The following is a 13212-nucleotide window of genomic DNA, read 5'->3' on the forward strand; positions in this document are numbered from 1 at the left end:
ACAGGGTAAGCAATGTCCTGAACTGAATATTCAGGACGTTGGAATGTTACTTACAGCGCGCCGACCGGCACGGTCCGTTGCTGCTGCAAGAAAGCGTCGATTTCAGCGAAGGTAGAGGTCCCTTCCATTGGCCCACGCCGGGTCACCGCCAGCGCGCCGCAGGCATTGGCATAGCGCAGCGCCTGGGAAACGCCGTGCCCCTGCAACCGACAAGCAATATAAGCGCCGCCAAAGCAGTCGCCTGCCCCGGTCGGATCAACCTCGTCTACGGCATAGCTGTCGACATGCAGGGTTTCATCCGCGGAATAATAGCTCGCCCCTTTACTGCCGCGTTTCACCACCACTTCTTTAATGCCGTCCTTCAGGTAGCGAGCAATCGCCTCATCCAGCGTGGTTTGGGAGGACAGCAGCATCACTTCGCCTTCACTCGGCATATAGATATCGGTCAGCTCCAGCACGTAATGCAGCGCATCACGCATCTCGGGGATATTGAGCATTTCCTTGCGGATATTCGGATCGAAAGACAAGGTGCCGCCGTTCGCTTTGACGATCCCCGCCGCCTTCTTCACCGCATCCACCATATGGAAGGAAAACAGCGATGAACCCATGATGTGGAAGTGCTGGCAGTCCTGCAGCAGTTCAGCATTCACATGCTCGGCCGATAATTTCCCACAGGCTGCGTTCTTGATATTGAAAATAAAATCGCGATCGCCGTTGGAGTGGTAGGTAACAAAGGCGCTGCCGGTAGTCTCATGCGGCAACACACGGATGCCTCGCGTATCCACTCCGTCAGCCTTTAGGCGTTCGATATTCAGCGTGCCGAAGCCGTCGTTACCCACGCAGCTGATAATGCCGCACTGCCCGCCCAGCTTGGTCACCTGGTCGATAAAAATCGCCGGGGCACCACTGGGGAAAGGACCATTCCATAAGCCTGGATGGGTAAAAGATTGGCCAACCTTATCGGCCATGATCTCAACCAGGATCTCGCCGATGGTATAAATTTTTCTCATTGTCCCGTTCCTTATACAAATCTGCCTGTGATCGTTAGCCACGTTTCTTCTTGTTTCTGACGTCGACATACACCGCGATAAGGATCACCAGCCCCTTCACCACCATTTGATAGAAATAAGGCACGTTCATTAAATTCATACCGTTGTTGATGACCCCGATGGTCAGCGCGCCGATCATGGTGCCGATCACCGTGCCGTAGCCGCCATTCAGGCTGGTGCCCCCCAACACGGCGGCGGCAATGGCATCCAGCTCATAGCTCAGCGCGGCGTTAGGCTGGCCGGAATACAGCCGTGAAGCCAGGATCATGCCGCTGATGCCCGCCATCACGGCGGTGATCATAAAGACCTTTATTTTCAGCGCAGAAACGTTAATCCCCGAATAGATCGCGGCCTCTTTATTGCCGCCGGTGATATAAATTTTGCGGCCAAAGGTGGTTTTCGACAGGATGAAGTGGTTGACGATCAGCAACACCAACAGGATCCAGATGGGGATCGGGATATAGAGGAACTCGCCGTTACCCAGCGCCAGAAACGCCTCGTTCTTGATCATGATCGGCGTGCCATCGGTGACGATATAGGCGATACCCCGGAAGATCCCCATCGTCGCGACGGTAACGATAAACGACGGGATACCGGCCATCGCAGTCAGGCTACCGTTAACCAGGCCCAACACCAGCGCGGCCATAATCGACAGCGGGATCACCAGAATAAACGGGATGCCAAACGACAGGCCAAGCGCGGCAAAAGTCCCCACCAGTGCAATGGTTGACCCCACCGAAAGATCGATATCCCCCAGCAACAGCACGTAAGTCATGCCATAGGCGGTGATGGCAATGATCGAGACCTGCAAAATAATATTGGTAATATTATTTACGCTCAGGAAACTGTCGTTGATCACGCTGAACAGGATCACCAAGGCCACCAGGCCCGCCAGTATGCCGCCGTACTGTTTGGCGGCTTTTGCCAGTTTCCCTGGCCCGTTGAACGCCGAATGGCCCTCGGCGGCCAGCACTTTATCGCTCATTATTTCACTCCTGTTGCTGCGGTCATGACCTGGGTTTGCGTGAGTCCATCGGTGGCAAAAACGTCGGCGATCTGCTTGGCGCGCATCACCACCAGCCGATCGCTGAGCGCCATGACTTCCGGCAGTTCGGAAGAGATCAAGATAATGGCAGTGCCCTGTGCAGCAAGCTGGCGTATGACGTTATAAATCTCGAACTTGGCGCCAACATCCACGCCGCGCGTTGGCTCGTCGAGAATTAAGATGCGTGGCACCTTTTCCAACCATTTCGACAGCACGATCTTTTGCTGATTGCCCCCGCTCAGGGTGCTGACCAGTTGATGTGGCGAGCTGACCTTGATGTTCATCCGCCGGATTGCCTGCTGGGTTTTCGCCTCTTCGTGCTTATGGTTGATCAGGCTGGAGCCCGCATACTGAAAGGCCACGTGATGGGTGTTCATGCTGACGTCATGCATCAGCACCAACCCCTCCTCCTTGCGGTTTTCCGTCACGAAGGCGATGCCATGCTCTATCGCCTGCTTTGGATTGCGAATAGTGACTACCGCCTCATCGATGCGAATTTCACCTTGATAGCCAGTCAGGCCAAAAATTGCCTTCATCACGTCTGAACGCCCCGATCCCACCAGCCCAAAAAAGCCCAGCACTTCACCTGCACGCAGTGAGAAATGGATATCGTGAAACAGTTTGTCCTGCGAAAATTGCCTGACTTCCAGCACCGGCACTTTCTCCGCTGAAGGAGGTTCGCCGATGCGTGGCGGGTAGATATTGGTCATTTCGCGGCCAACCATCTGGGCAATCAGCCGGTGAATATCGGTTTGGTGTTTATCATGGGTGGCGATGAACTCGCCGTCACGCAGCACCGAGATATCGTCAGATACCCGCATGATCTCATCCATGCGGTGCGAGATATAAATCACCGCGCAGCCGCGCTGTTTCAGCTTGTCGATAATGCCAAACAGGATGTCCGCCTCGTTATCGCTCAGGGACGACGTGGGTTCATCCATGATCACGACATCCGCCGGGTAACTCAGCGCCTTGGCAATCTCTACCAGTTGGCGCTGGGCCATCGACATGGTGCCGACAATTTGCTGCGGATCGAGCGGAATGGCCAAGTCCGCCAGCAGGCGCTGGCAATCATTCACCATCTGACCATCGTTAATAAAACCAAAACGGGTTGGCTCATTATTGGCATAGATATTCTCTGCTACGCTCATATTATTGCTCAGGCTCAGCTCCTGAAAAATAATCGCGATACCCAACTTTCTGGAATGCTGGGGGTTGGCAATAGTGACGCTCTGCCCTTTGAGTCGTATTTCTCCTTTGGTCGGCGGATAAATGCCTGCCAATATTTTCATTAACGTGGATTTACCGGCGCCATTTTCGCCGAGCAGCGTATGGACTTTACCTTTGCGTATTTTCAGGCTGACATTTTTTAATGCATGAACATGGCCGAAACTTTTGGCTATTTCCGTTACCGCCAGCACCGTATCCGTCATTATTTCCTCCACCCAAATAGCCCTCACCCTAACCCTCTCCCACAGGGCTGAGGAATCCCCACTAATTTTTTCTTAGTGGTTTCAGAGAACTAGAGCGAGTGTTTTACGATCAATCTGTTCCATTTTGGTCGTAAATTGGCAGTGAGAGAATGACGAACCACTTCTTCTCGTCTGCTTGAGGCTATTTTTTAGTCCGCTTTTGGCTAAAAAACAGCCTATTTCTCATCTCGATTTTTCTGGGGATTCCTCAGCCCACAGGGAGAGGGGACCGATCGAGTTCGCTGATTTCTCTGCGTAATACCCTGCCTTTCTTATTACTCCCTCACTTTCCGAAGTTGTATGGGCTAACTACATACTTCGGACAGCTCCCTCTCCCTGTGGGAGAGGGTTGGGGTGAGGGGCTATTTACCGGTGTAAACACCAGGTGCGACCGGGATCATTTTCGCTACAGGTTTACCATTCAAATGGTCGACGGCGGCATCAATTGCCTTGGCTCCCATTTGGTCTGGGTATTGGCGGATAACTGCCACGAAGGTCTTGTCGCTGTCGACGGCGTCGCGAGCCTCTTTCATCCCGTCGAAACCGATGATCTTGATATTGTCGTTACGCGCGGATTTGGCGGCGATCACCGCAGCCAGCGCAGCATCATCACCAAAACCAAACAGGCCGTTCAGATCCGGGTGTGCCTGCATCATGTTCTGCGCTACGGTTAACGCTTCCGCCCGGGTGATGCCGGTTTGGATCGCCACAATCTTCACGTCTGGCGTATCAGCCAGCCCTTTCTTGAAGCCGTCCACGCGTGCCACCACCGATTGCAGCGCCGGATAATCGATAATCGCTACCTTGCCTTTACCGTTGAGCAGTTTGCCCATCAGCTTGCCCGCTTCGACACCACCGGCGTAGTTGTCGGTAGCCACGTGAGTGACCACCGGCACGCCCTCGGCGGCCACATCAACGGTAATCACCGGAATACCGGCTTTCTCCGCTTTGATAATCGCCGCCTGTACGCCTTTGGAATCCACCGGGGAAATAATAATGGCGTCGACCTTCTTGGTAATAAAGTCTTCTACGTCGGAGAGTTGTTTATTCAGGTCCTGATTGGCAATGGAAATATTCAGCACCACGTCGTCTTTCTTGGCTTCCGCTTTCATTGCATCGGCCAGATCAATATAGAATGGATGCTGTTGCGTCAGCAGCGATGCGCCAATTTTATATTCCTTGGCTAACGTTGCCTGCGAAAATACGGCCAGACCGATGGCCAGCACGGAGCCTAATACCTTTAATTTATGCATGATCTATCCTCAGTTTTTATTATTGCTGCTTGGTTTTTCTTACTGTTTTGTAGGGAACTTATTAATATTTACAGCTGACCTTCACAACCACATACGCCAATCACTTTTTCCACCACCCGTTGCATGGCGCTTTTCGCTGGCTGCATATAATGGCGCGGGTCATTGGCATCAGGATGCTGGTGGAAATACGCTTTCAGGGCATCCGAGAAAGCGATTTTCAGCTCGGTCGCCACGTTGACCTTGCAGATGCCTAAACTGATACAGCGGCGGATATCGCTATCGCTCAGGCCGGAAGCCCCGTGCAACACCAGCGGCACTTCAACGCGATCGCGTATCTGTTCCAGGCGGGCAAAATCCAGCTTGGGTTCGGACTGGTACAGGCCATGCGCGGTACCGATAGCCACCGCCAGCGAATCGATCCCGGTACGGGCAACAAACTCCACCGCCGCCTCTGGAGAGGTATAGATAGCGTCTTTCCCTTCCACGATCAGGTCATCTTCCTGCCCTCCCAGGCGGCCTAACTCTGCCTCAACGCTAGCGTCGTAGCGGTGGCTGTACTCTACGATTTGTTTGGCCAGTGCCACGTTTTCTTCAAAAGGAAAGTGAGAGCCGTCGATCATTACGGAACGGATCCCGGCGTTGATCTTATGGAAGATATCGGCGGGTTCTTCGTGATGATCCAAATGCAGCGCCAGCGGGATCTGATACTCGTGCGCCAGCGCCTTGACGATCATGATGATGTTTTCCAGCCCGCCGTAGCGGTAAGTGCCGGTCGTTCCCGCCAGGATCACCGGCGAACGATACTGTGCAGCGGTTTCGACCACCACCTGCAAGATTTCCAGGTTGTGGATGTTGAATGCCGGCACCGCGTACCCTTGCTGCTGCGCTTTCTGCAGCATGTTTTTGCTTGAAATGATGTACATCGATTCTCCTCGATCCCGCATCTGATACCGCAGTCGGTAATTACAAAATGAAAACTTATTCGGACAAACTTTCTAAGTGAAACCGAATATAGAGATAAAATGGGCAAAAAAGCGTGATAGGGATCGAAGATTATTAAATAACTTTCAAAACGTAACTTAACAAGATGGTAATTACGAAACATAAGGCATGTTCCGGTATTTGCGCGCTTAAGATCGCCATGCCACGAGTATACCCCACCCGAAAATAGCATCTAACATTATGAATAATAGTAAAAATATATGCTTGTTCGTTCACCCATCGCAGACTTTCAAAATAACGAAAGCCTGCGTGGGTATTACTTTCAATTAGAAAGTATGAAGGATATAGTAGCCCCTATTACCGTTTAACGATGGGGGCAAATGTGCCCAGAAAGTCATCTAACCTGCTGAAACGCAGATTGAAAATTGCTGAAATCGTCGGCCTGCAGGGAGAGATCAAGGTCGAAGATCTTTCTGCCCAGTTGGGGGTTTCCGGCGTGACGATCCGTGGCGATCTCAGCTACCTTGAACAACAAGGCTACCTCAAGCGATCCTTTGGCGGAGCCATTGCAACCCCAACACAGCCGTTGGCGGCGCCGATCGATACAGGGCTCGCCCTGCCCCCGCTCACGCTGGCTAACCAGTTGGAAATCGCCCGCCACTGCGCCAGGATGATTGCCGATCGCGATACGCTGTTTCTCGGCCACGGCGACATCTGCCGCAAAATCATCCCGTTCCTGAGCGGCCTGAAAAAGCTGCGGCTGATCGTCAATGACCTACAGCATGCGATCCTGGCCGATCAGTTTTTGGACGGTGAAATTATCGTCGCAGGTGGGGAGTTGATCCGCTCACATACCGCGCTCAGCGGTAAAGCGCTGGATAATGTGATCCAACAGTTCACCATCAACCACTGCATTCTCGAGGCCAGCATTACGGACAGCTCCGGCATCCTGAATATCGACCAGCCGCTGTTGGCGTCCCACTACCAGCGCTGCCTGGACAAGGCGCAGAATAAAACCGCCATCATTACCCACTTGCCCATTCAGGCCAGTGCGATCGGGACTATCGGCCACCTCAGCCAGGTGGATAATCTGGTGACCAACCGTGGCGTGAATGAACATTATCAGCAGCAATTATTCGAATCCGACTTCAGCATCCGCTACACCAATAACGAATGTTTTACCTGGGCCAACCGGGAAACGATCGGGGAATAAAGGGGCACTTATGTCAGTTAGCATCTGCACGATGGGTGAGTTACTGGTTGAATTCCTTTCAAAAAATTATAATCAGGGATTCACTCAGCCAGGCGAGTTTCTTGGGCCGTTCCCCAGCGGGGCACCGGCTATCTATGCCGCTCAGGTGGCGCGGCTTGGCTTTGGCTCCACGCTGTTTGGCTGCGTGGGCAACGACGATTTTGGCCGCCTGAATATCGAGCGCCTGCGTCTGGAAGGCGTGATCACCGACGGCATCAGCGTGATCGACAAGGCCCCGACCGGCACGGCGTTTGTCAGCTATCGCAACCCGTTGGAACGCGATTTTATCTTCAATATCCCCAACAGCGCCTGCGGCTTCTTTACCGCCGACCATATCGATCTGGGCTTGCTGAACCAGTGCCAACATTTCCACATCATGGGTTCTTCGCTGTTCTCATTCCGCATCATCGATGCCATGCGCCGGGCGATCCAGATCGTCAAGGCCAATAAGGGGACGGTGTCGTTCGATCCCAATATTCGCAAAGAGATGCTCAATATCCCGGAGATGAGCCAGGCCTTCGATTACATCCTCGAATATACCGATATCTTCCTGCCGAGCGAGGGAGAAGTGCACCACTTTGCCAGCAGCAAAAATCAGCAGGAAGCGGATATCGTGCAGGAACTTTTGGCCAGCGGCGTGAGCCATATCGTGATCAAGCGGGGCCAGAAAGGGGCCAGCCATTACCAGCAACAGAACGGCCAGACGCAGGAGCTACACACTCCAGGCTATAGCAGCAAGATGGTCGATCCGACCGGGGCAGGCGACTGCTTTGGCGCTACCTTTGTCAGCCTGTTCCTGTCCGGCTTCAGCGCAGAAAAAGCGTTGCAGTATGCCAATGCCAGCGGTGCCCTGGCGGTGTCCCATAAGGGGCCGATGGAAGGGTTATCCAGCCTGGCGCAGATCGAGCACTTTATTGCACAACAGGCGTAAATCCCATCAACCGGCCAGCCTTTGGCCGGTTTTTTATCCCGATTGCCCACATAACGGCTTGGCAAAACCGTCCCTTGTCGTAAAATCCCCTCCTTTGCCAATCCATAACCGTAAACCCCTTGGAGGCACGGATGGAACAACGCTTTGTTCAAGCTAACCGCGAAGCACGCTGGGCACTGGGCCTGACGCTGCTTTACCTGCTGGCCTGGTCGCTGGCGGCCTATCTGCCAGACAGCAACGCCGGGATCACCGGGCTGCCACACTGGTTCGAAATGGCCTGCCTGCTGGTACCGCTGCTGTTTATAGGCCTGTGCTGGCTGATGGTACGCGGCATCTTCCGCGATATCCCCCTGGAGGATAGCGATGCAAACTGAGGTCATTCTGCCGCTGGTTGCCTATCTGTTGCTGGTATTTGGCCTTTCGGTGTATGCCTATACCCGTCGCCAAAGCGGTAACTTCCTGAGTGAATATTTCCTCGGCAACCGTTCGATGGGTGGCTTTGTGCTGGCCATGACGCTGACCGCCACCTATATCAGCGCCAGTTCGTTTATTGGTGGACCGGGTGCCGCCTATAAATACGGCCTTGGCTGGGTGCTGCTGGCGATGATCCAACTGCCCGCCGTCTGGCTTTCACTTGGCGTGCTGGGGAAAAAGTTTGCCATTCTGGCGCGGCGCTACAATGCCATCACCCTTAACGATATGCTGTTCGCTCGCTATAAGAGCCGTTTGCTGGTGTGGCTAGCCAGTCTAAGTCTGTTGGTCGCCTTCCTTGGGGCGATGACGGTCCAGTTTATCGGCGGCGCCCGTCTGCTCGAGACTGCGGCGGGCATTCCTTACGACACCGGCCTGCTGATATTTGGTATCAGCATTGCGCTGTACACCGCGTTTGGCGGCTTTCGTGCCAGCGTGCTGAACGATGCCATGCAGGGGCTGGTGATGCTGATAGGCACGATATTACTGCTGGTTGCGGTGATCCACGCGGCAGGCGGCTTGCACAGCGCGGTTGATAAGCTGCAACAGATCGATCCGGCGTTGGTCTCACCGCAAGGCGGCGATCAGATCCTCAGCCTGCCGTTTATGGCTTCGTTCTGGATCCTGGTGTGCTTTGGCGTCATTGGCCTGCCGCACACCGCCGTGCGCTGTATCTCGTATAAAGACAGCAAAGCCGTGCACCGTGGCATTATCCTCGGCACCATCGTGGTGGCAATTCTGATGTTTGGTATGCACCTTGCTGGCGCCCTGGGCCGTGCGGTACTGCCAGATCTGAAGATCCCCGATCAGGTGATCCCAACGTTGATGATCACCGTGCTGCCGCCGTACGCCGCAGGGATCTTCCTGGCCGCACCGATGGCAGCGATCATGTCGACCATTAATGCGCAACTGCTGCAATCCTCAGCCACGATCATCAAAGACCTCTATCTGGGCGTACGTCCTCTGCAGATGAACAATGAGAAGATGATCAAACGCTTCTCCAGCCTGACTACGCTGATCCTCGGATTGCTGGTGCTGCTGGCCGCATGGCGTCCGCCAGAAATGATCATCTGGCTGAACCTGCTGGCATTCGGCGGCCTGGAGGCCGTATTCCTGTGGCCGTTGGTGTTGGGCCTGTACTGGGAACGTGCCAACGCGCAAGGTGCCCTTAGCTCAATGGTCACCGGTGCGTTATGCTATACGCTATTAGCCAGCTTCGGCCTGCAACTGGCCGGATTGCATCCTATTGTGCCTTCGCTGTTACTCAGCCTGTTGGCGTTTTATCTCGGTAACGTCTACGGCGAAAAACGCCAGTTGGCGTCGTCCTTATCTTCTTGAGAGAATTGTTATGCCTTGGATCCAACTAAAACTGAACACCACCGGCAGCCAGGCAGAAGACCTGAGCGATGCGTTGGTTGAAAGCGGCGCGGTGTCGGTCACCTTTCAGGACACCCACGATAATCCGGTATTTGAACCGCTGCCGGGTGAAACCCTGCTGTGGGGCGATACCGATGTGATCGGCCTGTATGATGCCGAAACCGATATGGCCGAAGTGGTCGCCATACTGGAACAACACCCGTTGCTGGGCAACGGTTTCCGCCACAAAATCGAACAGTTGGAAGATAAAGACTGGGAACGCGAGTGGATGGATAACTTCCACCCAATGCGTTTTGGCGAGCGCCTGTGGATTTGCCCAAGCTGGCGTGACGTGCCCGATCCAGACGCGGTGAACGTCATGTTAGACCCAGGCCTGGCGTTTGGTACCGGCACACACCCGACCACCGCGCTTTGCCTGCAATGGCTGGATGGATTGGATCTGGCTGGTAAAACCGTCATCGACTTCGGCTGTGGCTCCGGCATCCTGGCGATTGCCGCATTAAAACTTGGTGCCGCCCGCGCCATTGGCATCGACATCGATCCCCAGGCCATTCAGGCCAGCCGCGACAACGCACAGCGTAACGGCGTTTCAGAGCGTCTGGAGCTGTATCTGCCAAAAGACCAACCGGCCGATCTGTTGGCCGATGTGGTGGTGGCGAACATTCTCGCTGGCCCGCTGCGTGAACTGGCACCGTTAATCAGCGACCTGCCAAAATCCGGCGGCTATCTGGGCCTGTCAGGCGTACTGGCGACTCAAGCCGCCAGCGTAGCCGAAGCCTACCAGGATAAGTTCAACCTCGATCCGGTGGCCGAGCGCGAAGAGTGGTGCCGCATCACCGGCCAACGCAACTAGTTACATTTTCCCCGCCTGCCAAAAACCATCGGAAATTTAATCAGTTCCGGTGGTTTTGTTCTTTTCCTAAGGATCCGCCAGTTTATCCCGGCACTTGCTGGGGGTATTCTCCTGCTCGGAGTGAAGGTAGCCCGCAGCATATGAGCCGCCCACCCAGGATAATTGGTATTTTTATTGGACAAGGATTAGGAAATGAAAGGAAAAATGTTGCTTGCCGCCCTGTTGGCCGCCAGCTTCTCTACCGGTGCCGCAGAGCATGCTCATTGGGGCTATGAAGGCCAGGAAGACCCGGCGCATTGGGGCAAGCTTTCACCCGATTTTTCACTGTGTGAAACCGGTAAAAACCAGTCCCCGGTCAACATCCAGGGCGCGCTGAAAACCCAGCACGGCAAACTTGAGCTGGCTTTCCAGCCGGGCAAACAGCAAATCGTCAACAACGGGCACACCATTCAAGTCAACGTCAGCGAAGGTAACACCCTACGGCTGGATAACGACACCTTCACGCTGCAGCAGTTCCATTTCCACGCCCCGAGCGAAAACGAGATCGACGGCAAGCAGTTCCCACTGGAAGCACACTTTGTCTACAAGGACAAAGACGGTGCCCTGGCGGTGCTGGCCCTGATGTTCCAGCAAGGTAAAGCCAATCCGCAACTGGCGCAGGCCTGGCAACAAATGCCTACCGCCGTCGATCAGACCGCCGTGCTGAACAAGCCGTTGGATATCAAAGCGCTGCTGCCGAAACAGTTTAACTTCTACCGCTTCAGCGGTTCACTGACGACGCCCCCCTGCTCCGAAGGGGTCAGTTGGTTGGTGCTAGATCAGCCTGTAAGCGCTTCTGCCGAACAGATTAGTCAATTCCACTCAGTAGTGCACCATAACAACAATCGTCCGCTACAGCCGCTCAACGGCCGCGTCATCGTCGATTGATTCTTGCCTGCGACAACTACCGCTGCCCTCACTGGGGTGGCGGTAATTTCCAGCATCATTCTTGCCGATTTGTCAAAGTATTAAGCTGACAATGTTACAAATAACCTGATGTTACGATCTGTTATTACCGGCGCGTAAAGATAAAATCCTGTCGTTAGTGGAATATTTTAGCGCACAAAAATCAAGCAAAATCACACAACCAATTGTTAAATAAACATAATATTTTTACCAATGGAGGATAAGCGCACTTTTATTGCCCAATAACTGTCGATTGGTTAAAGTTTGGCCTTTCATCTGAATGAAAAAATGCGTAATATACGCGCCCTTGCGGACACAGTATGGTCAGTCTTTGTCTATGCGCATTGGACACCACCAGTTAACAAATTGCCTGATTGCGGCCCCGATGGCCGGCATCACAGATCGCCCATTCAGAACCTTATGTCATGCAATGGGTGCTGGGATGGCTGTATCCGAAATGCTCTCCTCCAACCCGGAGGTGTGGCGCACGGATAAGTCACGTCTACGTATGGTACATAGCGATGAACCAGGGATCCGTTCCGTGCAAATAGCCGGATGTGATCCTGATGATATGGCCGCCGCGGCGCGCATTAATGTGGCCAGCGGTGCACAGATCATCGACATCAATATGGGGTGCCCAGCCAAGAAAGTGAACCGGAAGCTTGCAGGGTCTGCGTTACTGCAGTACCCGGATCTGGTTAGACAGATCCTCCTCGCGGTAGTTAACGCGGTGGATGTGCCGGTAACACTTAAGATCCGAACCGGCTGGGAACCAGAGAACCGTAACTGTGTAGAAATTGCCCAACTGGCCGAAGATTGTGGTATACAGGCCCTGACGATTCATGGCCGAACCCGTGCCTGCCTGTTCAACGGCAACGCGGAGTACGACAGCATTCGGGCAGTTAAGCAGAATGTTTCCATTCCGATTATCGCGAATGGCGACATTACTGACCCGCATAAAGCCAGAGCAGTGCTCGACTACACTGGGGCTGATGCCCTGATGATAGGCCGTGCTGCTCAGGGGAGACCCTGGATCTTCCGGGAAATCCAGCATTATCTGGACACTGGGGAGCTGCTGCCACCGATGCCACTTGGCGAAGTGAAGCGCTTGTTAATAGGGCATATTCGGGAATTGCACGGCTTTTACGGCCAAGGCAAGGGATTCCGGATTGCTCGAAAGCACGTCTCTTGGTACTTACAGGAGCATGCCCCTAATGACCAGTTTCGGCGCACATTCAACGCCATAGAGGATGCCAGCGAACAGCTGGAGGCGTTGGAGGCATATTTCGAAAATCTTAGCGTAAAAAAAGAGCTGACAGAACTATGTTCGAACAACGCGTAAATTCTGACGTACTGACCGTTTCAACCGTGAACTCACAGGACCAAGTGACTCAAAAGCCTCTGCGTGACTCGGTTAAGCAAGCACTGAAGAACTATTTTGCTCAACTGAACGGTCAAGACGTTAACGATCTGTATGAGCTGGTACTGGCTGAAGTTGAACAGCCACTGTTGGACATGGTGATGCAGTACACCCGTGGCAACCAGACCCGCGCTGCCCTGATGATGGGGATCAACCGCGGTACACTGCGTAAGAAATTGAAAAAATACGGCATGAACTGATA

The 13212-nt window shown here is 53.8% G+C and carries 13 protein-coding genes; 8 read left to right on the top strand and 5 right to left on the bottom strand.

Annotated features, from left to right (window positions below; all coding sequences use genetic code 11):
* Window positions 1–50: 50 nt before the first annotated feature.
* The 5 genes from ACMV5H_RS10450 to ACMV5H_RS10470 form a co-directional block, all read right to left on the bottom strand.
* A complete protein-coding gene (locus tag ACMV5H_RS10450; protein ID WP_115159786.1) occupies window positions 51–1010 on the bottom strand; it encodes a sugar kinase in 960 nt (319 codons plus the stop codon).
* Window positions 1011–1044: 34 nt separating this feature from the next.
* The gene (locus ACMV5H_RS10455; RefSeq protein ID WP_059199005.1) at window positions 1045–2034 is read right to left on the bottom strand and encodes an ABC transporter permease; all 990 of its coding nucleotides are present in this window, start codon (window positions 2032–2034) and stop codon (window positions 1045–1047) included.
* The gene (locus ACMV5H_RS10460; RefSeq protein ID WP_414821795.1) at window positions 2034–3527 is read right to left on the bottom strand and encodes a sugar ABC transporter ATP-binding protein; all 1494 of its coding nucleotides are present in this window, start codon (window positions 3525–3527) and stop codon (window positions 2034–2036) included. Before ACMV5H_RS10460 ends, ACMV5H_RS10455 begins: the two co-directional genes overlap by 1 nt.
* 401 nt (window positions 3528–3928) lie before the next feature.
* Complete coding sequence (locus tag ACMV5H_RS10465; protein WP_098929671.1) at window positions 3929–4819, bottom strand: substrate-binding domain-containing protein; 891 nt, start codon at window positions 4817–4819, stop codon at window positions 3929–3931.
* Between the two features lie 68 nt (window positions 4820–4887).
* A complete protein-coding gene (locus ACMV5H_RS10470) occupies window positions 4888–5742 on the bottom strand; it encodes a tagatose bisphosphate family class II aldolase (protein WP_414821796.1) in 855 nt (284 codons plus the stop codon).
* Window positions 5743–6143: 401 nt separating this feature from the next.
* On the opposite strand from ACMV5H_RS10470, the gene ACMV5H_RS10475 reads away from it, so the two are divergent.
* From ACMV5H_RS10475 to fis, 8 genes are all read left to right on the top strand, one after another.
* Complete coding sequence (locus ACMV5H_RS10475; RefSeq protein ID WP_414821797.1) at window positions 6144–6974, top strand: DeoR/GlpR family DNA-binding transcription regulator; 831 nt, start codon at window positions 6144–6146, stop codon at window positions 6972–6974.
* A 10-nt stretch (window positions 6975–6984) separates the two neighbouring features.
* Window positions 6985–7944 (top strand): sugar kinase, encoded by a 960-nt coding sequence (locus ACMV5H_RS10480; protein ID WP_071681558.1) that lies wholly within the window; start codon window positions 6985–6987, stop codon window positions 7942–7944.
* Window positions 7945–8075: 131 nt separating this feature from the next.
* Window positions 8076–8318, top strand: a complete 243-nt coding sequence (locus ACMV5H_RS10485; protein ID WP_024486310.1) for a YhdT family protein — start codon at window positions 8076–8078, stop codon at window positions 8316–8318.
* On the top strand, window positions 8308–9753 hold the full coding sequence (gene panF, locus ACMV5H_RS10490) for a sodium/pantothenate symporter (protein ID WP_094981536.1): 1446 nt from the start codon (window positions 8308–8310) through the stop codon (window positions 9751–9753). Before ACMV5H_RS10485 ends, panF begins: the two co-directional genes overlap by 11 nt.
* A gap of 10 nt (window positions 9754–9763) precedes the next feature.
* Complete coding sequence (gene prmA, locus ACMV5H_RS10495; RefSeq protein ID WP_021180783.1) at window positions 9764–10645, top strand: 50S ribosomal protein L11 methyltransferase; 882 nt, start codon at window positions 9764–9766, stop codon at window positions 10643–10645.
* Window positions 10646–10837: 192 nt separating this feature from the next.
* Window positions 10838–11572 (top strand): carbonic anhydrase, encoded by a 735-nt coding sequence (locus ACMV5H_RS10500; RefSeq protein ID WP_414821798.1) that lies wholly within the window; start codon window positions 10838–10840, stop codon window positions 11570–11572.
* A gap of 355 nt (window positions 11573–11927) precedes the next feature.
* Window positions 11928–12932: a tRNA dihydrouridine synthase DusB gene (dusB, locus tag ACMV5H_RS10505; RefSeq protein WP_059199012.1), complete on the top strand. Its 1005-nt coding sequence runs from the start codon at window positions 11928–11930 to the stop codon at window positions 12930–12932.
* On the top strand, window positions 12914–13210 hold the full coding sequence (fis, locus tag ACMV5H_RS10510) for a DNA-binding transcriptional regulator Fis (protein ID WP_000462905.1): 297 nt from the start codon (window positions 12914–12916) through the stop codon (window positions 13208–13210). The genes dusB and fis overlap by 19 nt, the downstream gene beginning before the upstream one ends.
* The last annotated feature ends 2 nt before the right edge of the window (window positions 13211–13212 follow it).

Source organism: Serratia sp. N21D137 (genome assembly GCF_047530005.1).
In the GTDB taxonomy this organism is placed as follows: Bacteria; Pseudomonadota; Gammaproteobacteria; order Enterobacterales; family Enterobacteriaceae; genus Chania; species Chania fonticola_B.